Origin of the sequence: Streptomyces sp. NPDC057136 (genome assembly GCF_042670885.1) — a bacterium.
Taxonomy (GTDB): domain Bacteria; phylum Actinomycetota; class Actinomycetes; order Streptomycetales; family Streptomycetaceae; genus Streptomyces.
In genome coordinates this window covers 26,231-50,964 of sequence record NZ_JBHUUV010000043.1, presented here as the reverse complement: position 1 = coordinate 50,964, position 24,734 = coordinate 26,231, and the positions used below count along the sequence as shown (strand labels likewise).

Here is a 24,734-nt window from a genome sequence, read left to right as displayed (position 1 = left end):
CGCCGGGGGTCCCTGGTGCGGGACCACCCGGCGGGCCGTCGACGACGCGTGAGCGGGCAGGCGCTCTCGGTACGGTTTCGTTCTTCGCTCAGACAGCGACGGTGACCGTGCCGGTCCCCTCCCCCGTCGCCCCCGCGTCCTCCACGCTCACGCGGTACACCCGGTCCGTCCCCTCCGCCGTCACGCGCACGGCGTCCCCGTCCCGTACGACGCGGAACACGGCGGCCGGGACCCCCGACAGGTCCGGTACGGAAACGGTCTGCTCGGCGGTGGGGGCGTCCGGGCCGAACACCCGCAGGGTGAGTCCGTCCAGCCAGTCCCCGTCCGGCCGCTGGTCGTCGGAGCCCCAGGGAAGTACGGCTCCGGGCCGGACGAGCAGCGGCAGGCTGTCGAAGCCGTGCGTCTCGTGGCGCCACGCCGGGCCGGTGATCCGCTCACCGGTCAGCAGCGAGGTCCAGGTGCCTTCGGGGACGTAGAACTCGACCTCGCCGTCGGCGGAGAAGACCGGGGCGACGAGCAGGTCGGGGCCGAGCATGTACTGGCGGTCCAGCGTGCGGGTGGCCGGGTCCTCGGGGAACTCCACCAGCATGGGACGCATCATCGGGACGCCCGTGCGGTGCGCCTCGGCGGCCACCCCGTACAGATACGGCATCAGCCGGTGCTTGAGGAGGGTGAACTGCCGTGCCACGTCCACCGCTTCCTCGCCGAAGGCCCACGGCACCCGGTAGGACACATTGCCGTGGAGCCGGCTGTGCGAGGACAACAGCCCGAAGGCGAGCCACCTCTTGAAGACCTCCGGGTCGGGCGTGCCCTCGAAGCCGCCGATGTCATGGCTCCAGAAGCCGAACCCGGACAGGCTCAGCGACAGACCGCCGCGCAGCGACTCGGCCATCGCGGTGAACGAGGCGAAGCAGTCGCCACCCCAGTGCACCGGGAACTGCTGGCCGCCCGCCGTCGCCGAGCGGGCGAACAGAACCGCCTCGCCGTGGCCGCGCTCCTTCTCCAGGAGTTCGAAGACGGTGCGGTTGTAGATCTGCGCGTAGTAGTTGTGCATCCGCTCCGGATCGGAGCCGTCGTGCCAGACCACATCCGTGGGCACGCGCTCGCCGAAGTCCGTCTTGAAGCAGTCGACGCCCTGGTCGAGGAGGACCCGCAGCTTGCCGTTGTACCACTCACGGGCGGCGGGGTTGGTGAAGTCGACGAGTGCCATGCCGGGCTGCCACAGGTCCCACTGCCAGACGTCACCGTTGGGCCTGCGCACCAGATAGCCGTGCTCGGCACCCTCCGCGAACAGGGCGGACTTCTGCGCGATGTACGGGTTGATCCACATGCTGATCCGCAGTCCGCGCTCCTTGAGGCGGGCCAGCATGCCTTCCGGGTCGGGAAAGACGTCCGGGTCCCAGAGGAAGTCCGACCACTGGTACTCACGCATCCAGAAGCAGTCGAAGTGGAAGACGGTGAGCGGGATGTCGCGCTCGGCCATCCCGTCGACGAAGGACGTGACGGTCTCCTCGTCGTACGAGGTGCAGAACGAGGTGGTCAGCCAGAGGCCGAAGGACCAGGCTGGCGGCAGCGCGGGCCGGCCGGTCAGCGCGGTGTAGCGGGACAGCACCTCCTTGGGCGTCGGTCCGGCGACGACGAAGAACTCCAGCGACTGGTCCTCGACGCTGAACTGCACCTGTCCGACCGACTCGGAGCCGATCTCGAAGGAGACCTTGCCCGGGTGGTTGACGAAGACGCCGTAGCCGCGCGAGGAGAGGTAGAACGGGATGTTCTTGTAGGCCAGTTCACTGCTGGTGCCACCGTCGGCCTGCCAGATGTCGACGCTCTGGCCGTTCTTGACGTACGGCGTGAAGCGCTCACCGAGGCCGTAGACGTTCTCACCGACCGCCAGGGCGAGCTGGGCGATCATGTGGTGTGCGCCGTCGGGTGTGGTGGCGAAGGCGGTGCCCTTGGTGTCGACTCCGGTGAGGCGTCGCCCCTGGTCGTCGAGGAAGGTCATGCCCCATGGGCCGTCGCCGTCCATGCGCAGGGTCAGCGGACCGCTGGTCAGCTCGGTGACCTGACCGTCCCGGCGGACGTGCGCGGACGAGGCGGGCACAGGGTCGGGCAGCAGGGTGAAGTCGGGCCCGCGTCTCGCCTTTCCGGCGTGGTGGGTGGCGCGTACGCCGATGATCCCCTCGGCCGGCGAGAAGCATTCGACGGTGATCAGCGGGGTGTTGAGGGTGTCTCCGCGCCCGGCGACGTGCTTGACCGCCGCATAGGCGGTGAACCGGTCGTCCTCGGTGCGCAGATCACGGATCTCGGTCGCGTAGCAGGCGCGGACGCCCTCACGCATGAGCCAGAAGCCGTCGGTGAATTTCATGAGGACTCCTTGCCGGAGACGAAGGCAAGGTGGGCGAGGCGTACGCCGCCGTGCAGCGCGACTCGTACGTCATGGACTCCGCGGACGGTGAGTTCCGCTTCATGGCTGCGGACGTCGTACGGTCCTTCGCCTCCCGGGACCGGGATGTCCATCGACGCTCCCTCCACCGTCACCACGACGGACCCCTGCCCCGCCGCCGACACCGTGACGGCTCGCGCACCGTCGCCGAAGTCGCAGCACCTGAAGAGGAGTTGACCGAACTCACCGGCAGGGGACACCGCGTCCCCGTCCGTCTTCGAGCGGTCGACGATCACCGTGTCCCGCTGCTCGTCGTAGTCGGCCGCCTCCAGCCCGCTCTCCAGGACGGGCCGGGGGCCGGACGGTCCACCGTCGACGACCACCGTGGCAGCGGCCCGGATATCGGCACTTGAGGAGCCCGCCAGCAGTTCGTACATACCCGGCTCGACGGTCCAGCGGCCGTGCGCCACATCCCAGTGGCCGAGCTCCGCCACCGGGACGAGGAATTCGACGCGCTCCGCCGCGCCCGGCGCGAGGTGCAGTCTGCGGTGACCGATCAGCTTGCGCAGCGGCAGGTCGGCGGCCGGTTCGACGGCCCGCACATAGAGCTGGGCGACCTCGTCGGCGTCGACCGCACCGGTGTTGGTGACGGTGAGCGACACCCGGATCAGTTCCTCCTCGCGTGCGGCGCCCAGACCGGAGTATGCGAAGTCGGCGTACGTGAGTCCGTGGCCGAACGGGTAGAGCGGGGCCCCCTGGAAGTAGAGGTAGGTCTGCCGGGAGCCGATGATGTCGTAGTCCAGCAGGTCCGGCAGGTCGGCGTCGGAGGCGTACCAGGTCTGCGGGAGCCGGCCGGCCGGGGAGACGTCACCTGCGAGGACGCGCGCGAGCGCGGTGCCCGCGGCCTGACCGCCGTGGGCGGTCCACAGCAGGGCCGGCAGGGTGGCCGCGGCCTCCGTGACCGCGTACGGGTATGCCGAGGTCAGCACCAGGACGGTGCGCGGGTTGGCGGCGTGCGCGGCGCGCCACAGCCGCTCCTGCTGGGGCGGCAGATCGAGCGTCGTACGGTCCTCGGTCTCGCGGCCGTTGATGTGCGGGTCGTTCCCGGCGACGACGATCACGGTGTCCGCGGCTGCGGCGGCGCGCGCCACGGCGTCCTCGCCGCGCTCGACCATCTCGACCTCGAAGACCGTGCCGAGGGCGGCGGAAACTTTTTCGCCCGAGTCGGCAACCTTTACGCCGTCGGTGGCGACAGTCACGTACCCACCTGTCCCGACATGCAGAAGGCGGTGTCCGCCGTCGTGCCCCTCCAGCCCCTCCACCGCTTCCAGGCGGAACGTCTCCTGGACGACCCAGCCTCCCGGTTCGTCGGCGGACGCCCGTACGTACCCGTCGTCCGCGACCGACAGATAGCGGCCCCCTGCGGTACGCAGCGTGAGGACACCGCCGCCCCAGTCGACCAGTGCGAGTTCGGTGGCCAGCTCCCCGCAGGTGAGCGGCGGCAGATCGGTGCGGCCCGCGAGCAGCGCCGGGTCGAGTGCGCCCTCGGCGCCGCGCGCCCGGTCGGCGTCCTCGTCCGTCTCGGGGACCTGGAGCCAGCCGTCGGCGCACTTCAGCCGGACCCGGTCCGCGCCCTCGGCGAACAGGACGCTCGTAGCGCCGTACCGCTCCCGCAGTCCGTCGAGCGGGGTCGAGCGGTGCAGGAGCGTGCCGCTGTACCAGTCGAGCTTGCAGGCGTCCGCGAGGAGCCCGACGACGGCGACGGTCCGGCCCGCCTCCGGTGCGAGGGGCAGCAGGCCGTCGTTCTTGAGCAGGACCACGGCCTGCTCGGCGGCCTCCTGGGCGAGGGCGCGGTGCCCGGCCGTATCGAAGTCGGCGGCGCCCGCGTACGGGTCGAGGTCCGGGTCGAACTCGCCGAGCGAGAAGCGCAGGGCGAGCAGTCTGCGTACCGCCGTGTCGATGTCGCTCTCGTCGATCAGGCCCTTGGCGAGCGCGTCACGGATGCGGCCGGTCATCACGGCGGAGTCCTGGCCGTGGTCGGTGAAGCTGTCGACGCCTGCCTTCAGGGCGGCGGCGGTCGCTTCCTCGTGGGTGTCGAAGTAGTGCTCGGAGTCGACCAGGTTGGAGGGCGCCCCGGCGTCCGAGCAGACGACGAGGGACTGGTCGGTCCAGCGGCGCAGTTGCCGGCCGAGGAGCGGCGAGACGTGGTTGGGGCGGCCGTTGACCAGGTTGTACGCCGGCATGACACCGGCGACCGCCCCGGCCTGTACGGCATCGCGGAAGGCCCGCAGGTCGTACTCGTGCAGCACACGCGGGCGGACCGACGAGGAGGCGGTGTCGCGGTCGGTCTCGTTGTTGTGCGCGAGCCAGTGCTTGAGGACCGGGGCCGCACGCCAGTAGAGGGGGTCGTCGCCGCGCAGCCCCCGGGTGTACGCGACGGCGATGGCGGAGGTCAGCGCCGGGTCCTCGGCGTATCCCTCCTCGCCCCGGCCCCACAGCGGATGGCGCAGCAGATTCACTGTCGGGGCCCAGACGTTGAGGCCGACCCGGTCGTCCTCGGCGCGCTTGGCGCGGACCTCGTTGCCCACGGCTTCGCCGATCCGGCGCACCAGTTCGTCGTTCCAGGTCGCGCCGAGACCGACGGCCTGTGGGAAGACGGTCGCGGTGCCCATCCAGGCGACTCCGTGGAGTGCTTCCTGTCCGGTGCGGAAGGCCCCGAGTCCCAGCCGCTCCACCGGGGGCGCGAACTGGTGGAGCATCGCGATCCGTTCGTCGAGCGTGAGCCGCCGGAGCAGATCGTCGGTGCGCCGGGCAAAGGGCAGCTGCGGGTCGCGGAAGGGCAGCGAATGGTCCGTCACGTGCGGGTCCCCTTGGAGAGGTGGGAGGTCTGAGCGCTCCGTCGAGGCGCAAGCCCGAGAAGATCTTTCGAAGCGCTTCGATGCTCCGTGCCGAACCCGGCAGGTGTCAAGGGTGCGGCACCCCTCAGCTGAGCCCTGACACCCAGTTGCGGCCCAGCTACCGCCCGCAGCACAGGGGAAACGGAACGGAAACAGCTCCGAGGAATCCAGTATCGGACTCTTGTGCGGCCGGATTGCTTCACTTAACCTCGCTGCAACATCGAAGCGCTTCGACAGAGCTTCGACACCGTTGTGAATCAGGCCGGTTCATCCGGCTCAGTCAGTAACGCCCCACCTCAGACACAGGAGCCGATCGGCGGTCGCCCGCCGTGTGTCGTCCTGGTGCGCCTCGAAGGGTTGACGCAATGACGCCGAATTCCTCCTCTTCCCCGAGCCGGAGAAGCTTCCTCGCCTCCACGGCGGTCGTCGTGGCCGCGGTCGGCGGCGGGATACCGCTGCTCGCCGCCTGCGGCGGTTCGGACAACGAGAAGAACGAGGGCACCACGACCGGTAAGAAGCTCAAGGGCCTGCTGCCGACGTACGTCCCCTCCGCGGCGGTCACCCCGGACATCCCCGCCAAGAACGGCTCCGCGATCGGCTTCACCACCGCCAAGCCCGCCGACCAGCTGGCCGTGTCGGTGCCCAAGAAGCTGGGCAAGGGCGGCGAGGTCAGCATCATGGCCCCGCTGTGGGGCACCTCGCCGGGCACCGGCAACGCGTACTGGACCGCGATGGACGAAGCGGCAGGCGTCAAGGTCAAGTGGCAGAACCAGGACGGCAACGTCTACGGCCAGAAGCTGGGCGCGGTCCTCGCCTCCAGCAATGTGCCCGACGCCGTGGTCGTGCCCAGCTGGGAGCTGAACGGCAAGATCCCCAGCGCGATCGCCAACAAGTTCGCCGACCTCGGCCCCTACCTGGCGGGCGACAAGGTCAAGGCGTACCCGAACCTCGCGGCCATCCCGACCGGCGCCTGGCAGCGGGCGGTCTTCGGCGGCAAACTGCGCGGGCTGCCCATGCCCGCCGAGTACACGTCGAACATCGCGCCGTTCTACTCGCCCGGCTTCTTCGAGGAGAAGGGGTACGAGGTCCCCACCACCACCCAGGAGTTCTACGACCTCTGCAAGGAGATGAACGCTCCGAAGAGCAAGGTGTGGGCCTGCGGTGACATGACGTGGGCGGCGTACAAGTTCTTCGGGGTACTGGACGAGAAGCCGCACTACTGGCAGCTCGTGGACGGCAAGCTCGTCAACCGCTACGAGACCGATGAGTACCTCGAAGCGCTGGAGTGGTCGCGCTCGCTGTACTCGGCCGGCTTCGTCCACCCCGACGTCAAGGCCGAACGCGGCGACCAGAAGAACCTGTTCTCCTCGGGCAAGCTGCGCATGTACAACGCCGACATCTCCGACTGGTACGGCGCCACGGCCGTCCAGCGGCTGGCCGACCCGACGTTCTCCATGGCGGCGATGGACTACTTCGCCCACGACGGCGGCAAGCCCACGCTGTACGCCGCGCCGCCCTCCAACATCTGGTGCTTCATCAGCGAGAAGGCCGACAAGAAGAAGATCGAGGACATCCTCGCCCTCGCCAACTTCACGGCGGCCCCGTACGGCAGCAAGGAACAGCGGCTGAGGGCGTACGGAGTCGAGGGTGTGCACCACACGGTCAAGGACGGCATGATCTCCAAGACCGAGGACGGAAACAACCAGGTCTTCGCCACGTACGAGTACATCGCGAGCCCGGCGCCCTTCCGCGCCTTCCCCGACCACCCGGACGTCGCCAAGGGCATGGTCGAGTGGCAGCAGCGCCAGGGCGCGAACACCCAGAAGCCGCTGTTCTACGGCATGCAGATCCAGGAGCCGGCCCGCTACGCGGAGCTGAACGCCCAGTTCGAGGACTTGGAGAAGGACATCGTCCGCGGCCGCAAGAAGATCGGCGACATGCAGCAGAACGTCTCCGACTGGCGCTCGCGCGGCGGCGACAAGCTCCGCGACTGGTACAAGAAGCTGCTCGACGAGACCGGCAACTCGGCTTCCTGACATGGTCGACACCGAACCCCGCACCAAGGCCGAGGCGCGTCGCCCGGCCGTGAGGAAACAGCGCGTCAAAGCGGTCAAGGTGACGGGTGGGATCACGCTGCGGCACCGACTGCGGCGTGATCGCACGCTGATCCTGATGACGCTCCCGGCCATCCTCCTCCTGTTCGTCTTCGCGTACATCCCGCTCGCCGGGAACGTCGTCGCGTTCCAGGAGTACGACCCGTACATCGCCGACAACGCCTTCCAGGCCATCCTCCAGAGCCCCTGGGTCGGCCTCGACCAGTTCCAGCAGATGGTGAACGACCGCCTGTTCTGGGCGGCGCTGCGCAACACGCTCGCGATCTTCCTGATTCAGCTGACGCTGTTCTTCCCGGTCCCGGTCCTCCTCGCCCTGTTCATCAACAGCTTCGTCCGGCCACGCGTCCGCGCCGTCGCGCAGGCGATCCTCTACCTTCCGCACTTCTTCTCCTGGGTGCTCGTCGTCACCGTCTTCCAGCAGATGTTCGGTGGCGCGGGCCTCATCTCGCAGACGCTGCGCGACCACGGCCACGACGGCATCGACCTGATGACCGACCCGGGTCTGTTCAAGTTCCTGATCACCTTCGAGATGATCTGGAAGGACGCCGGCTGGGGCGTCATCGTCTTCCTCGCTGCCCTCGCCTCCGTCAGTCCCGACCTGTACGAGGCGTCCGCGATGGACGGGGCGAACCGGTGGCGCCGGATGTGGCACATCACGCTGCCCGCCCTGCGCCCCGTCGTCGCCCTGCTGCTCGTCCTCCAGGTCGGCAACGCGCTGACCGTCGGATTCGAGCAGATCCTGCTGCAACGGACGGCGGTCGGCCCCGGCGCCTCGGAGGTTCTGGACACCTACGTCTGGAACGTCGGCATCACCTACGGCGGCTTCAGCTACGCGGCGGCCGTCGGCATCGTCAAGGGAATCTTCGGCCTGCTGCTCGTACTCGCGGCCAACAAGGTCGCCCATCTCATGGGCGAGCAGGGGGTGTACAAGAAGTGAGCCTGCTCGCAGGGAAACTGAACGGACGGCAGCAGGGCCCGATGGTACGGGGCAGGCTGCGGCCCGTCTGGGAGGAGGAGCCGACCGGCGCCGGACTCGCGACCAAGGGCGTCGTCCTGGTCGGGGTCTGCCTCGCGGTGCTCTTCCCGCTCTGGGTGGTGATCGTCACCAGCCTCTCCTCGGTGAAGACCATCACCGAGACCGGTGGACTCGTCGTGATCCCCCGCGGCATCACCTTCGTCGCCTACCAGGAACTCCTCGGCGGCGGTCAGGTGACCCGGGCCACTCTCGTCAGCCTCTGTGTGACGGTGGTCGGCACGCTGTTCAGCATGACCGTGTCGATCATGTGCGCGTACGGGCTCTCCCGCAGCGGATCGGTCCTCCACCGGCCGCTCCTGATCATCCTGCTCGCCACGATGTTCTTCGGCGCCGGACTCATCCCCACATACCTGGTGGTGCAGGGCCTCGGCCTCACCGACTCGTATCTGTCGCTGATCCTCCCCAGCGCCCTGAACGTCTTCAACATCCTGGTCCTGCGCGCCTTCTTCATGAGCACCGCACAGGAGCTCATCGAGAGCGCCAGGATCGACGGGGCCGGCGACTTCCGCATCCTGTGGCAGATCGTCATGCCGCTCTCCCGGGCCGTCATCGCGGTGATCACGCTCTTCTACGCGGTCGGCTACTGGAGCGCCTGGTTCAACGCCTCGATCTACATCAGCGATCCGGACATGCTCCCGTTGCAGAACATCATGAACCAGCTGGTCCTCAAGCAGGAGCGGCCCGTCGGGCTCGCCCAGGCCATCAACACCCAAGGGCTCTCCCCGCTCGCCATCCAGATGGCCGTGATGGTACTGGCTCTGCTGCCCGTCGCGGTCCTGTCGCCCTTCGTCCAGAAACACTTCAAGAAGGGCATGCTCACCGGCGCGATCAAGGGCTGAACCCGGCGCCCTCCGTCCTTCCCCGCACAGTACGACCCCCGCCACTCCCCCACCGGAAGGTGTTCGTCATGCGCGATTCGTCCCTCCCCATGCCCCGCCGCCGCACCGTGCTCGCCGGAGCGGGCGTCGCGGCGGCGGCCGTCACCCTGCCGGTCGCGGCCGCCGCCGGGGCCGCGACCCGGCGTGGGAGGGCGACCACGCAGGCGTACCGCTGGCGCACCGCAGCCATCGGCGGCACCGGCTTCGTGACGGGTGTGCTCTTCCACCCGGCCGTCGCGGGCCTGGCGTATGCCCGTACCGACATCGGCGGCGCGTACCGGTGGGACGCGGCCGAGGCCCGCTGGACCGCGCTCACCGATCACCTCGGCTGGGACGACTGGAACCTGCTGGGCGTCGAGGCCCTGGCCGTCGACCCGGCCTTCCCCGACCGGCTGTACCTCGCACTCGGTACGTACGCCCAGTCCTGGGCGGGTCCCGGCGCGGTGCTCAGATCGAACGACCGGGGCGCGACCTGGGCCCGCACGGACCTGACCGTACGGCTCGGGGCGAACGAGGACGGCCGGGGTGCGGGCGAGCGGCTGCTCGTCGACCCGCGCGACAGCGAAACGCTCTGGCTCGGCACCCGTCACGACGGCCTGCTGCGCTCCACCGACCGGGGTGCCACCTGGGCCCCGGCCGCTTTCCCCGCCACTCCGTCGGCCAGCGGCCAGGGCGTCACCGTGCTCGTGGCGGCGGGCCGGACGGTGTACGCGGGGTGGGGCGACGGCGGCACCACGCTCTACCGTACGGACGGCTCCGGCGGCTGGCAGGCGGTGCCCGGCCAGCCGTCCGCCGGCGCGGCGGCGACGAAGGTGCCGATCCGTGCCGCGTACGACGCGGGCGCACAGGCGCTGTACGTGACCTACGCGGACGGCCCCGGCCCCAACAACCAGTCCAACGGCTCCGTCCACCGCCTCGACACGGTGACGGGCGTCTGGTCAGACGTCTCTCCCGTGGCACCGAACAGCGGCGACGCCTTCGGCTACGGCGGTGTCGCCGTCGACGCGAGCCGCCCCGGCACGGTCGTCGTCTCGACCAACAACCGCTGGGGGGCCGTCGACACCCTCTTCCGGTCCACGGACAGCGGCGCGAGCTGGACCTCGCTCAAGGACTCCGCGGTCCTCGACGTGTCCGAGACCCCGTACCTGCGCTGGGGCGGGACCGACGCGAAGTTCGGCTGGTGGATTCAGGCCCTCGCCGTCGACCCCTTCGACTCGCGGCACATCGTGTACGGCACGGGCGCCACGATCTTCGGGACGCGCGACCTCGTGCACTGGGCGCCGGAGATCCGGGGCCTGGAGGAGTCCGCGGTGCGGCAGCTGATCGCTCCGCCCGCCGGCGGCGCCCAACTGCTCAGTGGGCTCGGGGACATCGGCGTGATGTACCACGACTCGCTGACCGCGTCCCCGTCGCGCGGCATGGCGTCGAATCCGGTCTTCGGCTCGGCCACCGGGCTCGCCCTGGCCACGCTCAAGCCCTCGTACGTCGTACGGGCCGGCTGGCCGTCCGGAGGCGCTGCCGGGGCGTACTCGAACGACGGCGGCGCGAGCTGGCAGCCCTTCGCCTCCCAGCCGTCCATCGCCGCCTCGGCGCCCGGTCCGATCGCAGTGAGCGCGGACGGCAAGGCGCTGCTCTGGTCGTTCATCCACTGGGACGGCACGAAGTACGCCGCCCACCGCTCGACGGACAGCGGCGCCACCTGGGCCGAGGTCCCCACCTTCCCGAAGGGCGGCGCACCGGTCGCCGACCCGCTCGACGCCACCCGTTTCTATGTGTACGACACCGACACGGGTGCGGTGTTCGTATCGAAGGACTCGGGCGCCACCTTCACCAAGGGGGCCGCACAACTGCCTTCCGGCGACGTTCAGTTCCGTATCGCGGCGGCGCCCGGGCGCAGCGGTGACCTGTGGCTGTCGGCGAAGGACAACGGGCTGTTCCGCTCGACGGACGGCGGTCTCACCTTCACCGCGGTGGCGGGCTGCCAGGCCTCGCACGCCCTCGGCTTCGGCAAGGAGGCACCGTCGACGGGCCGCCGGACAAGGGCCACCTACCCGGCGATCTACCAGACCGGCCGGGCCTCCGCCACGTACGACGGTGTGGCGGTGCTGCGCTCCGACGACGCGGGCGCCACCTGGATCCGGATCAACGACCAGGCGCACCAGTGGGGCTGGACCGGCGAGGTCATCACCGGCGATCCCCGCGTCCACGGCCGTGTCTACCTCGGCACCAACGGCCGCGGCATCCAGTACGCGGACCCCGAGTGAGAAACGAGACGTCCATGCCGTCCCTGCGCGACGCCACCCGAGGCCGCATCCTCTTCGGTGGCGACTACAACCCCGAGCAGTGGCCCGAGGAGGTGTGGGCCGAGGACGCCCGGCTCATGCGGGAGGCCGGCGTCAACTCCGTCACCCTCGGCGTCTTCTCCTGGGCAACGATCGAACCTCGCCCCGGAGCACGGGAGTTCGGTTGGCTCGACCGGCTGATGGACCTGATGCACGCGCACGGCATCGGAGTCGTCCTCGCCACACCGACAGCGTCGCCACCGCCCTGGATGGGTGCGCAGTATCCGGAGACGCTGCCGCGCGCCGAGGACGGCTCGGTGATCTGGTACGGGTCCCGGCAGCACTTCTGCGCCAGCTCGCCCGTCTACCGGCGTTACTCCGCCGCGCTCAGCGAGGATCTGGCGGCACGGTACGCGAACCACCCGGCACTCACCGTGTGGCACATCAACAACGAGTACTGCACGCACTGCTGGTGCGATGCCACCGCCGAGCACTTCCGTCGCTGGCTGGCCAACCGCTACACCACGGTGCCGGCGCTCAACGAGGCCTGGGGCACTGCCTTCTGGAGTCAGCGCTACGACTCCTGGGCGGAGATCCTGCCCCCGCGAAAGGCGCAGTACCTGCACAACCCGGCGCAGCTGCTGGACTTCAAGCGGTTCACGTCCGACGCCCTGATGGAGTGCTATGTCGCCGAGCGGGACATCGTCGCCCGGCACAGCCCGCACATCCCGGTGACCACCAACTTCATGCCGTTGTGGTCGGGTCAGGACGCGTGGGCGTGGGCGGCCGAGGAGGACATCGTCTCGGTCGACATCTATCCCGATCCGCGGGACCCGCAGGGCGGCCAGTACAACGCGATGCTCGCCGATATGACGCGCTCGCAGGCCGGGGGCCCGTGGATGGTGATGGAACAGGCCGCGGGCCCGGTCAACTGGCGCGGGGTCAACCACCCCAAGCCGGCCGGGCTCAACCGGCTCTGGTCCCTGCAGTCCGTGGCCCGGGGCGCCGACGCCATCTGCTACTTCCAGTGGCGGCAGTCCCAGCAGGGCTCGGAGAAGTTCCACTCGGGCATGCTCAGCCACGCGGGCGAACAGGGCCGCACCTTCGGCGAGATCAAACGGATCGGCGCGGAACTCGAACTCATCGGCCCGGAGGTGAGCGGCGCCGACGTGGCCGGCGACGTGGCGATCCTGCACGACTGGGACGCGTGGTGGGCGGGTGCGCAGGAGGGCCGGCCGTCCTCGCTCCTCTCGTACACGGAGGTCGTCCAGGCCTGGCACCGCGGCCTCTGGGAGAACGGGATCGCGACCGAATTCGCCCGCCCGGAAGCCGACTTGAGCGCATACCGGATGGTCGCCGTACCCCACCTCTATCTGCTCACGGACGCGGCGATCGACAATCTGATCGCGTACGTGCGGGGCGGCGGCACGCTGGTCTGCGGCTTCTTCACGGGCGTCGCCGACGAGGACGACCGGATCAGGCCGGGCGGCATGGACGCCCGGCTGCGTGAGCTGTTCGGCATCCGTACGGTGCACGAGTGGTGGCCGCTCGACGCGGACGCGGTGGTGGAGTGCGACGGTTTCGAGGGCCAGGTCTGGTCCGAGGAGCTGGAGCCGGACGGCACTGCGGAGACGGTCGCCGCCTACCGTGGCGGCGAGCTCGACGGCCTTCCGGCCGTGCTGCGCAAGGGAACCGCGTGGTACGTGTCGACGATGCCGGCCCCGGAAGCCCTGCGCGACCTACTGGGCCGCGCGGCCGGTGAGGCGGGAGCCCGCCCCGTACTGGCGGAGCTGCCCGCCGGGGTGGAGGCGGTGCGCCGGGGTGACGTGCTGTTCCTGCTCCACCACGGGCGGGGCCGGGTGACCGTACCGCTGCCGGGCCCGCACATCGATCTGCTGACCGGCACGAAGACGGACGGTAGCGTGGAACTGGACCGCTACGGGGTCGCCGCCCTCAGGAGCACCACGGCGGCATGACCGGTGGCATGGTGCACCGGCTTCCGCTCCCCCGGGGGCCCGTGCACCATGGCCGACGGTACGGGTACCAGCTCCCGCTCACACTCCTGCGGGGGCCGGTCCCGTGCTGGCTCTGATGGTCAATTCAGGTGTCAGCAGCTCGACTTCGTCCGTGCCGCGGCCCCCGAGCTTGGCCACGACCTGCTCGACCGCCCGGCGGCCCATCTCCTGTGCCGGTATGGCGACCGAGGTGAGCCGCACCGACGCCTGGGAAGCCACCTGATCGGGGCAGATCGCGACGACGGACACATCCTCCGGCACGGCCCGGCCCTGCTGTTGCAGCAGGTTGAGGAGCGGCTCGACGGCGGCCTCGTTCTGCACGATGAAGCCCGTGGTGCCCGGCCTCTCGTCGAAGATACGGGCCAGCGTGCCGGCCATCGCCGCGTACCCGCCCTCGCAGGGCCGGTGCAGCACCCGGACCCCCGCGTCACGGGCCTTGGCCCGTACCCCGTCCACGGTGCGCTCGGCGAAACCGGTGTGCCGTTCGTACACGGCGGCGGCCTCCCCGATCACGGCGAGTTCACGGTGTCCGAGCCCTGCGAGGTGTTCCACGCACAGTGCCCCGGTCGCCTCGAAGTCGAGGTCCACGCAGGTCAGCCCGGCCGTGTCGGCGGGCAGCCCGATAAGTACGGCGGCCCGGTCGGTCTCCCGGAGCAGGGGCAGCCGCTCGTCCTGGAGCTCGACGTCCATCAGGATCATGGCGTCCGCGAGGGAACTCCCGGCGATGCGCCGCACGGCCGTGGGACCTTCCTCCCCGGTGAGGAGGAGGACGTCGTACCCGTGGGTGCGGGCGGTGGTGGCGACGGCGATGGCGATCTCCATCATCACGGGCACGTACATGTCGGTGCGCAGGGGCACCATCAGCGCGATGATGTTGGACCGGCTGCTGGCGAGGGCCCGGGCGCCCGCGTTGGGGTGGTAGCCGAGCTGCTGGATACTCTGCTCCACGCGCTCGCGCGTGGACGCCGAGATGGAGCGCTTCCCGCTGAGGACATAGCTCACCGTGCTCGCAGAGACTCCGGCGTGCTGGGCGACCTCGGCAAGCGTGACCATTCAGCTCTCCATTACTTACGGGACGACGAATGACGAAATCTTCGAAGCGCTTCAACAAGCCGTCTCAGCACCTATGTGACCATCTGACATGCACAGATACCTGGAGCCTAGAGCTCTCCGCACAACCTGTCCAGAGAAGAGTCGAAGCGCTTCGATACACCGAGGGTGCGGGACGCGGACGCAAGGGACATGCCATAGTCGCCGCCGACGGCGAAAAGGTTGCCGTGCACACCCCTCGGCGTGCTTTCCTCGACATCTCCCTCAGCGTGCCGCCAGGTGCCCTCGATGCGCTCGCCGTCGGAGATCCGGCGGGTGAGTCGTCTGCCTGTCATAGCCGCCAGACTAACGGCGGCCCCGACGGGCCGGACGGGAACCGGAAGCGGCTCTCGAAGGCGGCTCTCGGAGGCGAGTGTCGAAGGCGGCTCTCGAAGGCGGCTCTCGGAGGCGAGTGTCGAAGGCGGCTCTCGGAGGCGGGTGTCGGAGGCGGGTGTCGGAGGCGGGTGTCGGAGGCGGGTGATATCCATGATCCCCATGGATACCGAGCACGCTGCCCCCGCTGACCTCGCCGCTCTGCGTGCGGCCTTCGACGTCGACGACAACGGCGCGTCGGCCCTCGGCTGGACGGCGGTACACGCCTTCGAGGCCGAGCACGGCGTCGTCCTGCCCGAGCCGTACCGGACGTTCGTCGCGGAGATATCCGACGGCTCGTATGCCGGGCCTCCCGAATACGGCCTCGTAGCACTGGCCGAACTGCCGGACGACTGGGGGGACGAGCGTCCCGAGCGCCGGCCGGACCTGCCCTTTCCGCTCACCGAGGCATGGCTGTGGGAGGACGATCCGCGCCCCCTGGAGGAGATCGAAGCGCTCCTGGACCCGGTCTTCGACCACGGTTCGATCGTGCTGGGCACGGACGGCTGCGGCATGTACTGGCACCTGGTCGTGACCGGACCACACAGGGGTCACGTCTGGAACATCTCCGGTGAAGGGGCCGCGCCGTTCGGAGCGGAGTTCGGCTTCAGTACCGGCGGGTCCGGCTTGGCGGGCTGGGTGAATCACTGGGCCGCGAACAAGCCGTGGTTCGACGCCCCTTGAGGCACGCGCTGCCTGCGGGGGCGACCCGAACCACGGCGCTTGCTCAGCTCTTTGCCACTCAGCCTTCCAGCAGGACGGGGAAGGACTCCATGTCGTTCTGCGTCATCACCGGCAGCTTACGGATCTCGCCGTCCGCCACCGCGAGCCGCAGCCCGGGGAAGCGCCCGAACAGCGCGGGCAGCGCGATGGCCGCTTCCACCCGGGACAGCGCGGCTCCTGGACAGATGTGCGGACCGTGGCCGAACGTCATGTGGCGGATGGGAGCGGCCCTGGTGATGTCGAAGGCGTCGGCATCGGCCCCGTGCTGCGCGGTGTCGCGGCCGATGGCCCGGTAGGAGATGACCACACCCTCCCCCTTCGCGATCACGTCGTCGCCCACCTGGATGTCCTCCGTGGCGAAGCGCATCAGCAGGTGCGTCGTGGGGGTGTCCCAGCGCAGTGTTTCCTCGATCACGGTCTCCCAGGAGACCTCGCCGGCCAGCACCATGCGCAGCTGGTCGGGGTGGGCGAGCAGCGCCCGTACGGCGTTGAGGATCAGCCCGATCGTCGTCTCGTGCCCGGCCGCCACCATCGCCTTGAGGTTGCCCACCACCTCTTCCTCGGTGAGCGGCTCGCCGCCCTCGTCGGCGAGGATGAGCGCGGTGGTCAGATCGTCCGTGGGCCGGGCGGCCTTGTCCCGTACCAGCCGCGTGTAGAAGACGTCCAACTCGGCAAGCAGAGCGAGTCGTTCCTCCTGCGGAGTGAGCATGGAGAAGAACGCCTTGTACCGCTGCGTCAGCATGGCGTGCTCGGACCCGTCCACCCCCATCAGCAGGCCGACGACCCGCATGGGCAGCGGCTGGGCGAACACGCTCTTGAGATCGACCGTGGCACCGTCCTTGCCCTGCGCGGCGAGTTCGTCCAACAGCTCCTCGGTGAACCGCTCGATGTCCGGACGTATCTCTTCCAGCCGGCGCGGCGTGAGCGCCTGGGAGGTCTTGGTCCGCAGCCGCCGGTGCTCCGCCCCGTCCACCGTGAACATGGAGCGCCCCGCGTCGATCATGCCGATCAGCGGCCAGGCGTAGGTCACCTCTCCGCTCTGCCAGAGCCCCCAGGCGTCGAGGTCCTTCACCAGCCGGGTATCGAGGAGCAGGTGGCGCGCCTCGGCGTGACGGGTGACGGTCCAGGCCGGCACGCCGAGCAGTTCGATCCGCGCCAGCGGTCCGGCGTCGCGCAGCCGCTCGGTCTCACCGTCGAGGTCCTGCACCATGGGGTCGATGACCACGGCGGCATGGGGGCACTTCACAACGAGTCTCCTGTCGGACGTACGGGGGTGAACCGGACGGGAAGCGACGTCATCCCGCGCAGAAAGGCGGAGGGCCGGCGTAGGAGATCCTGTGCGGCGACGGCGAGTTCGAGGTCGGGCAGCCGGTCCAGAAGCACCTCGATACCGGTACGGGCGATGATCTCGGCGATCTCCTGCGCGGGAAACGGGCAGCGGTACTCGCCATGACTGAAGGCGAGATGCGCACTGTTTCCGCCCTGCCCCGACAGGCTTCCCGTGGTGGAGATGTGCTGACGCATGTGCGGGTCGGCGTTGGCCGCTCCCAGCCCGAGCAGCAGCATGTCCCCGGCACGGATGGACCGGCCGCCGAGCTGGGTGTCCCTGACCGCCCATCGCCCGGCGAGGATCTGGGTGGGACCGTCCTCCCAGAGCACCTCGTTCATCGCCTCGGCAACGCTGCGCCGACCACCCGCGAGCGCCTCGGCGAAGTCGTCGTCGGTGAGCATCAGCCGCATGGAGTTGCCGATCCAGCCGGCGGTGGTCAGATGCCCGGCGGCCGTGATGGCCATCAGATCGAGTACGTACTCCTCGTCGGTGAACGCCTCCGGGTGGGCCAGCATCCGGGACGTCACGTCATCCCCCGGATCGGCCCGCCGAGCGGCGAGCAGCCGCTGCATATGCTCCCCGAACCGGACGTGGGCCTCCTGCGCCCCGGGCCCGCCGTCGGCCAGCTCCTTCAGCACCTGGGCGATGCGCAGCCCCTCGCCGTCAGGAAACCCGACCAGGCGGGCCAGGACGAGCACGGGCAGAGGCTCGGCGAAGTCGGCGATCAGATCGGCGGTACCACTCCGGCACACGTCGTCGATCAGCCGGTCGGCCAACTGCTCGCAGTGTCCACGCAGTTCGTGCGGCTCCACACCCTCGAGCGCGGGCCCCACCATCTCGGCGTGCCGCCGGTGCTCGGCACCGGCAGTGAAGTAGATGGACGGCATGGGCCGCCCGACCATCGGCAACAACGGCCAGTCCTCGGGCAGCCGGCCCCACTGGTTCCACAGCCCGACATCCCGGGGGAACAACTCGCCGTCGCTGGTGACCTGATGAAGCTCCCGGTACCCGATGACCAACCAGGCCGGAATGCCCCCGACCAGCTCCACGGGCACGACGGCCCCGTGATCGCGGCGCATCGTGCGATAGAGAGTCTGGGGGTCGGTATGAAACCCGGGCCCACTGAGCGCAACGGCAGCAGGACCCGAGCGCACGGGGCAGCCGCCACCGGAGCGGGTGTCCGTCACGGAATCGGGTGATGGCACGGCGGATGGAGGGTGCGTCATCGTCCTGACTCCTGTGGCGGAAGCTTCACGCGTCGCGATCATACGATCAACGCGGCCCCACTATATGAAGGTTATGCGCAGCCACGACCGCCGTTCGCGATCATTCTCATTCTTGAACGGACACAAACGGGCGGCATCTCCTCGCAATTGGGTGCGCGATCACGGGCACGAAGCCGTTCTCCTTGCTGATGGCACCGCACTCAGGAAGCGGTCCCGTTGCGGTGAGGAGCCAAATGTGTGCGGGGGCAAGCCCGGCACCTTGGCTGAATCCGGACTGCCGGCCCGTCCCGGCCTTCACTCGGCTCACCGGCCTCGTCGACCGACTCCACGCCGTGGTCACACTCCGCCGCCGCTCCGTCAGACCTCGGGCTGCACGGCGCCCGGGTGCAGGACCCGGGCGAGGAATGCCTTGGTCCGGGGGTGTTCCGGCCGGGCCAGTACATCCTCCGGGGCACCCTCCTCCACCACTCGGCCGTCGTCCATGAAGACCACACGGTCGGCGACGTCGCGGGCGAAGCCCATCTCGTGGGTGACGACCATCATCGTCATGCCCTCGTCGGCAAGGGTGCGCATGACCCCAAGTACGTCGCCCACCAGTTCGGGGTCGAGCGCGCTGGTCGGCTCGTCGAAGAGCATCAGCCCTGGCCCCATCGACAGGGCCCGCGCGATGGCCACACGCTGCTGCTGGCCGCCGGACAGCTGGGAGGGGAAGCTGTCCTCGCGGTCGGCCAGGCCGACTTTGGCAAGGTTCTCCCGGGCGATGCGGCCTGCATTCTCCCTGTCGCGTCCGAGTACCCGGCGCTGAGCGATCGTCAGGTTGTCCAGGACGTTCAGATGAGGAAAGAGGTTGAATTGCTGGAAGACCATGCCGATCCGGCGGCGCATCGCGTCCAGATCGATGTCCGGATCGCTCATGTCGACACCGCCGACGGTGACCTTGCCACTCGTCGGCTCCTCCAGCAGATTCACACAGCGAAGCAGGGTCGACTTCCCCGACCCCGATGGACCGACCACGCATACGACCTCGCCGGCGGCGACCGTGAAATCAATACCGCGCAACACCTCGACATCGCCGAACGACTTGTGCAACCCGCGGATCTCGATCGCCGGAGTCATGTCCGTCATACCCACCTTCCCCATCCCGCCGTCACCTTGCCTGTGCATGACGGGCCTCGAGGCGCCGTACGAGATAGCCGAGCGGGATCGTGACCAGGAGGTAGCACAGACCCGCCACGAAGATGGGAGTGGTATTGGCTGTCGTACTGGCCAAGTCCCGGCCGAATTTGGTGAGTTCACGCTGCTGCAGCGTGACGCCCAGGAAGAGCACGAGCGAGGAGTCCTTGAAGAGCAGGACCATTTCGTTGGTGAGCGGCGGCACGATGATCCGGAAGGCTTGAGGGATCACAATCGACCGCATCGCAGTGGCGTGGGACATGCCCAGCGTCCGCGCCGCCTCCAACTGCCCACGCGGTACGGCCTGGATGCCCGCCCGGATGGTCTCCGCCATATAGGCGGCGGCGACCAGACCGAGGGCGCAGGCGACCTGCCCGTACGTCTCCCCGGGGAAGACGATCCCGGGGAAGGCGAGCGGCACACCCACCCCGACGAAGATGAAGATCAGCAGGGCGGGCAGTCCGCGAAAGAACTCGATATACGCCATCGCAAGCCACCGATAGGGCGCAACGGACGACAGCCTCATCAGGGCGATGACGAGGCCCAGCGCGAGTCCGACGCCGAAACCGGTCAGCGTGTACACCACGGTGTTCAGCAGCGCGACCGTGATGAGTTCGGGGAAGAGCTGCTTCGCGACCGAGAGGTCCAGGAACTGCTCCTGGAGCTGCCGCCAGTCGGCCAGCGCGCCCACGACCATCACGGCGATCGCGAAGACGGCGTACTGCGCCCCGCGGGAGATGCGGCGCCGGCGGCGCGGCGACATCCGGGGCCGCGCAGCCGTCTCCTCCGCGTCCTTACGGGTGGTCAGACTGGTCACTGGGCTGCGGCACCCTTCGGCATGGGCCCGATCCACTGCTCGTACAGCTTCTTGTACGTACCGTCGGACTTCGCGTCCTTGATGGCCTGGTCGATCATCGCGAGCAGCTTGGGGTTGCCGCCCTTGCGGACCGCGAAGCCGTACTGCTCACCGGTGTCGAGATTGCCCACGATCTCGAACTTGGACGAGTTGGCGGGGTCCTTGAGCCAGTTCTGCACGACCGGGTAGTCCTGCACGATGACATCCACCTGGCCGGTACGCAGTCCGTTGAGCTCGGCATCGGAGCTCTCGAAGGACTGCGGGTCGGCGCCGTGCTCATGGGCGAAGTCCTCGCCGGTGGTGGAGGACTGGGAACCGAGCTTGAGCTTCTGCTCGGTGATGTCCTCGACAGTCGCCGCCTTGACGCCCTTGCGGGCCAACAGGGCCTGGGTGGCGTCGAAGTACGGTGCGGAGAAGTCCAGATTCGCCTTGCGCTCGTCGGTGATCGTCATACCGGCGGCGGCCACGTCACAGACACTGGCATTGAGGTCGGCACCGGTCTTGATCGTCTCGAACGACTTGTCCACGACGACCTGCTTCACGCCCAGGTCCTCTGCAACCAGATCGATCATCGAGACATCGAACCCGACTACCTTTCCGTCCTTCTCGGACTGGAAGGGCGCGTACGGCAGATGCGTACAGGTGGTTATCTGGCCGGACTTGACCAACTTCGCACCCTTGACGGTCGCTCCGTCATCGCTGCTGCTACAGGCACTGAGCGGAAGAGCAAGCGCGGCGGCCGCGCAGACCGCGGCGATCCGGCGGGAGGGCAGGCGGGACGAGCTCATGGCGGTTCCCTTTGCACACGAAGGACGGACTCGCGGACGGACTCGCGGATCGACGGTGATCCGCGATCAAAGTCCGCACAGAATGTCGGAGCACCGACCGAAAGTCCACCCTGCCCTGATGGTTGGGGGCTTCGTCCCGCTTCACTCCGCGCGGCTCACGCCCGGGGCTGCCGCACCTTCAGACGTCCGACTCCGCCGGGCCGGCGACAACGACAACCGGGCGAATCGTAGGCCGCCCCACGCAGCGAGCAACGTCAGAACGCCTGCATGTACACCCGGGTGTTGCCGGCGTCCAGTTCAAGGACGTGGATTTCGATCCAGGCGACCGCACTCCGTCGCTTGTCACCCACGCAGGGCGGACACACCCCCGCCCAGCGGGCACCCTTTCTGGTCTGAGGCTCGGCAAGACCGAGGTGGCCGAAGAGATCGGTCGCAGGGGGAAGGTCGTGGTTCCTGGTCCGCAGGGGCGTCTCCGAGCGCAGTTCCCCCGCGATCCGTACGGCAGCACTCTCGTCAGTGACGAAGGAGAGCAGGTAGACGTCTTCTTGCGGGTTGACCTGAACGGCGCCCTTCACCTCCTTCGCGCCCTCGGGCACCCTCACCTTCATGAATGTGGACGCCTCGGCAGCACCCATGCCCTTTCCCCAGTGCGGGCTGCGTCCGTCGGTCGCGCTCCGATCGTCCCCGTCGGCTTGTGAGCAGGAGGTGAGGAGCAGTACGACACAGAGAGCCCCGAACAGGCCTGGTCGGAGCCCGGATTGATTGTTCAGCTGTTCTCCTCGTTCCCTGGCAAGGTTCACGGCGCCTTGAAGAGCGTCGGGAAGCGCGGAGCGAGCCACGCCCTGCGGCCCCAGGCGAGAATGCGGCCCGAGGCGATGGCGGCCACCGGGTTGCGGCGGCCCAGCGCCATCAGGAAGAAGGTGACCGGCTCGATGTGGATCGTGCAGTCCGGGCGGGCCGGCGGCTGCGACGCGACCGTTACGGCTCCGTCGGTGAAGGTCACGCCGAAGCGGGCCCCGCTCCACAGGCGGATCGTGTAACGGGCGGTCAGGCCGGCTGTGGCAGCGGCATCGGTCACCCGGGGCATGGCGGTGATCAGGAAAGGCAGGGTCAGGTCGACCCGGGCGCGGTCGATCATGTGCGGGCGGCCCAGGGCGCGGGCGAGGTCATAGCCGTGGCCGAGCATGTGTGCCAGCAGATACGAACCCAGAACCTCGGCGCTCATCGTACCCAGCGGGGTGACCACAGTCCCCTCAGTCGCGCGCCGGTCCATCGCCTTGAGGTAAGCGTCGGCCTGCGCGACGATCATCCCGGCCAGCGGACCGGCCTCACGCTCGTCGAACACGGCGAGCGCGCGTTCGTTCGCCTCTGCGAGGCTCTGCGGCGTGCCGTCGCCGTAGCTCCGTTCCTGGCCCGCCGCGATGTCGGCCATCAGCTCGTTGGCCTGCGCCAGGTGCGCTGCCGCCTCGCCGATGTTCCACTCCGAACCGGGTATGGCAGCACCTGTGTCGGTGGCCTCACTCAGTAGCGCGGCAATCTCCAGGGCGGTGTCTCGTATCGCGTTGGCAAGTCCCCCGGGCAGAGTGCCCCGTATGTCCTGCTCAGGCTGTCCAGCCACTGATTCCACGCCGCACCTGTCCTCGAGAGTTGTTACCCGCGGTACACAAGACCAGGTGACGGGGGCATCGACAAGCCCTCAGGTGGCACTCCGCTCACTCGCCTCCCGCAAACCGCGCTCCACCGCCCGGTGAAACGCCTCGTCCGGGTCGCCCGCAGCGCTCCCCGGCCGGCCGGCGCGCAGCAGTTCGCGCCAGCGTTCCTGGCTCCAGTTCGCGGGGGTCGTGGTGCGCATGAAGTCCTCGACCAGGGCGAGGAAGCGGGCGGGGTCGCTGTGGAAGGGGAAGTGGCCGGCGCCTTCGAAGATTTCCAGGCGGCTGCCCGGCATCGCCGCGTGGGCGCCGTAGGCGTGATCGACCGGGACGATGCGGTCGCGTGATCCCCAGAGCAGCAGTGTGGGCATGCCCTCCGCCAGATAGCAGCGGTCGAGCATGGTGACGACCTGGCCGCGCCAGTCCACCACCGCCCGCAGGGTACTGATGAACGCGCTGCGGGACGTGTCGTCGGGGAGGGCGTCCACCAGGTCGACCAGTTCGGCGGCGTCCTGGCCGAGGTCCGTGTCGAGCAGTTTCATCAGGCGGGTGAAGAGGCCCACCTGGGCGCGCATGCCGGGCAGGCGCAGCGCGGACAGCATCAGGTCGGCGCCCGGGAGCGAGGCGGCCCTGAGGATCGGGGTGACCTCGGCGCCCACTCCGCCCGCGCTCACCAGGATCAGGCGGTCGGTGCGCTCGGGGAACTGGTAGGCGAACTGCATCGCCACGCCACCGCCAAGGGAGTGACCGACGAGGGTGGCGCGTTCGATGCCCAGGACTCCCAGGAGGTCGCGCATGCCGTTCGCGTAGCCCGCCACCGAGTAGTCGGCCCGTGGTTTGTCGGAGGCGCCGTGGCCCAGGAGATCGGGGGCGATGACCGTGTGGTTCCGGGCCAGCTCCGGGATCAGGTTCGCCCAGGTTGCCGAGGAGTCGCCGATGCCGTGGATCAGGAGGATCGCCGGGCCCTCGCCCACGATCCGGTACGCGCGACGGTAGCCGTGCACCACGTGGTGGCTCAGGCGTACGTCATGGTCGCCCACCGCGTGCAGACGGTCCGCGCGGGACGCGTGCGGTCCGGGTTCCGGGGCATCGGCCACAGGCTCGCCTCCTGTCGTGTCTACGGTTCCTTCTCAGCGTTCCTCCTCAGCGTAGGAACCTCTGCCGCACGGGGCATTTCGACCACGTTTCGGGTGGGACGCCGGACCGGCGGTGCTTCCGAGGCCGGGGGCGACCCCCAGACGGCCATGGGGGTAACCCCCCAGCTAAGTCGGGGATAAACCCGGTCGCTCGGCTGACGACCGGTCCGTAGGTTCTGGGGTGGAATCGAAACATCGCTTCACACGACCTCCGGAGGACCCCCGTGACCGCCCCCTCGCACCGGCCGACGCGCACCGCCCACCCGGTTCTCGCGGCTTTCGTGCGCTTCGTCGTGTGCGGTGGTGGTGTCGGGCTCGCCTCCAGCGGGGTGCTCGTCCTGCTCAATGACCGGATGCCGATGGCCGTCGCCAACGCGCTGGTCACGGTCGTCTCCACGCTGATCGCGACCGAATTACACAGCCGGGTCTCCTTCCGGAGCGGGCGGAGCGGCTGGGGAGTCCACCTCCAGTCCGGGCTGACGGTGGCCGTGAGCTATGCGTTCACCACCGGGGCCCTGCTGTGTCTGTACGTCGTACGGCCGGAACCCTCGGCCCTGGTCGAGCAGGCCGTCTATCTGTCGGCCTCCGCCCTGGCGGGTGTCGGGCGGTTCGCGTTGCTGCGGGTCGTGGTCTTCGCCGATCGGGCGACCGCCGGTGAAGTCGCGCTGGGCAAAGCGTCCGTCGCGATGGCCGCCTGACGTGCCCTTCGGGCCCTGGACGGTGCGGGCAAACACCGTAACCATGGGTTACATGTACATGTCGATCCCCCTTCAGCGGAAGGCCACCT

The 24,734-nt window shown here is 69.1% G+C and carries 19 protein-coding genes; 7 read left to right on the top strand and 12 right to left on the bottom strand.

The window, feature by feature from the left end:
• Positions 1-88: 88 nt before the first annotated feature.
• Together yicI and ACFT7S_RS33490 are read right to left on the bottom strand one after the other, a co-directional pair.
• Positions 89-2,365 carry an alpha-xylosidase gene (yicI, locus tag ACFT7S_RS33495; protein WP_382738552.1) on the bottom strand — a complete coding sequence of 759 codons (2,277 nt, stop codon included), beginning with the start codon at positions 2,363-2,365 and terminating at the stop codon, positions 89-91.
• A complete protein-coding gene (locus ACFT7S_RS33490) occupies positions 2,362-5,241 on the bottom strand; it encodes a glycoside hydrolase family 3 C-terminal domain-containing protein (RefSeq protein WP_382738549.1) in 2,880 nt (959 codons plus the stop codon). Before ACFT7S_RS33490 ends, yicI begins: the two co-directional genes overlap by 4 nt.
• A gap of 404 nt (positions 5,242-5,645) precedes the next feature.
• On the opposite strand from ACFT7S_RS33490, the gene ACFT7S_RS33485 reads away from it, so the two are divergent.
• The 5 genes from ACFT7S_RS33485 (at position 5,646) to ACFT7S_RS33465 (ending at position 13,566) form a co-directional block, all read left to right on the top strand.
• On the top strand, positions 5,646-7,316 hold the full coding sequence (locus ACFT7S_RS33485) for an extracellular solute-binding protein (RefSeq protein WP_382738547.1): 1,671 nt from the start codon (positions 5,646-5,648) through the stop codon (positions 7,314-7,316).
• 1 nt (position 7,317) lies between these two features.
• Positions 7,318-8,331: an ABC transporter permease gene (locus tag ACFT7S_RS33480; RefSeq protein ID WP_382738545.1), complete on the top strand. Its 1,014-nt coding sequence runs from the start codon at positions 7,318-7,320 to the stop codon at positions 8,329-8,331.
• 41 nt (positions 8,332-8,372) lie between these two features.
• Entirely contained in the window at positions 8,373-9,269 is an 897-nt protein-coding gene (locus tag ACFT7S_RS33475; protein WP_382738562.1) for a carbohydrate ABC transporter permease, read from the top strand.
• A gap of 68 nt (positions 9,270-9,337) precedes the next feature.
• Positions 9,338-11,572: a 1,4-beta-glucanase gene (locus ACFT7S_RS33470; protein ID WP_382738542.1), complete on the top strand. Its 2,235-nt coding sequence runs from the start codon at positions 9,338-9,340 to the stop codon at positions 11,570-11,572.
• Positions 11,573-11,586: 14 nt separating this feature from the next.
• Positions 11,587-13,566 (top strand): beta-galactosidase, encoded by a 1,980-nt coding sequence (locus ACFT7S_RS33465; RefSeq protein WP_382738540.1) that lies wholly within the window; start codon positions 11,587-11,589, stop codon positions 13,564-13,566.
• 78 nt (positions 13,567-13,644) lie between these two features.
• Here ACFT7S_RS33465 and ACFT7S_RS33460 read toward each other — a convergent pair whose 3' ends face one another.
• Together ACFT7S_RS33460 and ACFT7S_RS33455 are read right to left on the bottom strand one after the other, a co-directional pair.
• Positions 13,645-14,658, bottom strand: coding sequence for a LacI family DNA-binding transcriptional regulator (locus tag ACFT7S_RS33460; protein WP_382738537.1), 1,014 nt, complete (start codon positions 14,656-14,658; stop codon positions 13,645-13,647).
• A 107-nt stretch (positions 14,659-14,765) separates the two neighbouring features.
• On the bottom strand, positions 14,766-14,990 hold the full coding sequence (locus ACFT7S_RS33455) for a hypothetical protein (protein WP_382738534.1): 225 nt from the start codon (positions 14,988-14,990) through the stop codon (positions 14,766-14,768).
• A 199-nt stretch (positions 14,991-15,189) separates the two neighbouring features.
• Between ACFT7S_RS33455 and ACFT7S_RS33450 the strand changes: the two genes are divergently transcribed.
• Positions 15,190-15,750 (top strand): SMI1/KNR4 family protein, encoded by a 561-nt coding sequence (locus ACFT7S_RS33450; protein ID WP_382738561.1) that lies wholly within the window; start codon positions 15,190-15,192, stop codon positions 15,748-15,750.
• Positions 15,751-15,808: 58 nt separating this feature from the next.
• Here ACFT7S_RS33450 and ACFT7S_RS33445 read toward each other — a convergent pair whose 3' ends face one another.
• The 8 genes from ACFT7S_RS33445 to ACFT7S_RS33410 all read right to left on the bottom strand — a co-directional run bounded on the left by ACFT7S_RS33445 (position 15,809) and on the right by ACFT7S_RS33410 (position 23,908).
• Positions 15,809-16,999, bottom strand: coding sequence for a cytochrome P450 (locus ACFT7S_RS33445; protein ID WP_382738558.1), 1,191 nt, complete (start codon positions 16,997-16,999; stop codon positions 15,809-15,811).
• 32 nt (positions 17,000-17,031) lie between these two features.
• On the bottom strand, positions 17,032-18,345 hold the full coding sequence (locus tag ACFT7S_RS33440; RefSeq protein WP_382738531.1) for a cytochrome P450: 1,314 nt from the start codon (positions 18,343-18,345) through the stop codon (positions 17,032-17,034).
• Between the two features lie 357 nt (positions 18,346-18,702).
• Positions 18,703-19,470 carry an amino acid ABC transporter ATP-binding protein gene (locus ACFT7S_RS33435; RefSeq protein ID WP_382738527.1) on the bottom strand — a complete coding sequence of 256 codons (768 nt, stop codon included), beginning with the start codon at positions 19,468-19,470 and terminating at the stop codon, positions 18,703-18,705.
• A 22-nt stretch (positions 19,471-19,492) separates the two neighbouring features.
• Complete coding sequence (locus tag ACFT7S_RS33430; RefSeq protein ID WP_382738555.1) at positions 19,493-20,281, bottom strand: amino acid ABC transporter permease; 789 nt, start codon at positions 20,279-20,281, stop codon at positions 19,493-19,495.
• Positions 20,282-20,331: 50 nt separating this feature from the next.
• Positions 20,332-21,162, bottom strand: a complete 831-nt coding sequence (locus ACFT7S_RS33425) for an ABC transporter substrate-binding protein (RefSeq protein WP_382738524.1) — start codon at positions 21,160-21,162, stop codon at positions 20,332-20,334.
• Between the two features lie 254 nt (positions 21,163-21,416).
• Complete coding sequence (locus tag ACFT7S_RS33420; protein ID WP_382738522.1) at positions 21,417-21,797, bottom strand: hypothetical protein; 381 nt, start codon at positions 21,795-21,797, stop codon at positions 21,417-21,419.
• Between the two features lie 161 nt (positions 21,798-21,958).
• Positions 21,959-22,780, bottom strand: a complete 822-nt coding sequence (locus ACFT7S_RS33415; protein WP_382738519.1) for a maleylpyruvate isomerase family mycothiol-dependent enzyme — start codon at positions 22,778-22,780, stop codon at positions 21,959-21,961.
• A gap of 78 nt (positions 22,781-22,858) precedes the next feature.
• A complete protein-coding gene (locus ACFT7S_RS33410; protein WP_382738516.1) occupies positions 22,859-23,908 on the bottom strand; it encodes an alpha/beta fold hydrolase in 1,050 nt (349 codons plus the stop codon).
• A gap of 263 nt (positions 23,909-24,171) precedes the next feature.
• On the opposite strand from ACFT7S_RS33410, the gene ACFT7S_RS33405 reads away from it, so the two are divergent.
• Positions 24,172-24,645: a hypothetical protein gene (locus ACFT7S_RS33405; RefSeq protein WP_382738513.1), complete on the top strand. Its 474-nt coding sequence runs from the start codon at positions 24,172-24,174 to the stop codon at positions 24,643-24,645.
• Positions 24,646-24,734: the final 89 nt, after the last annotated feature.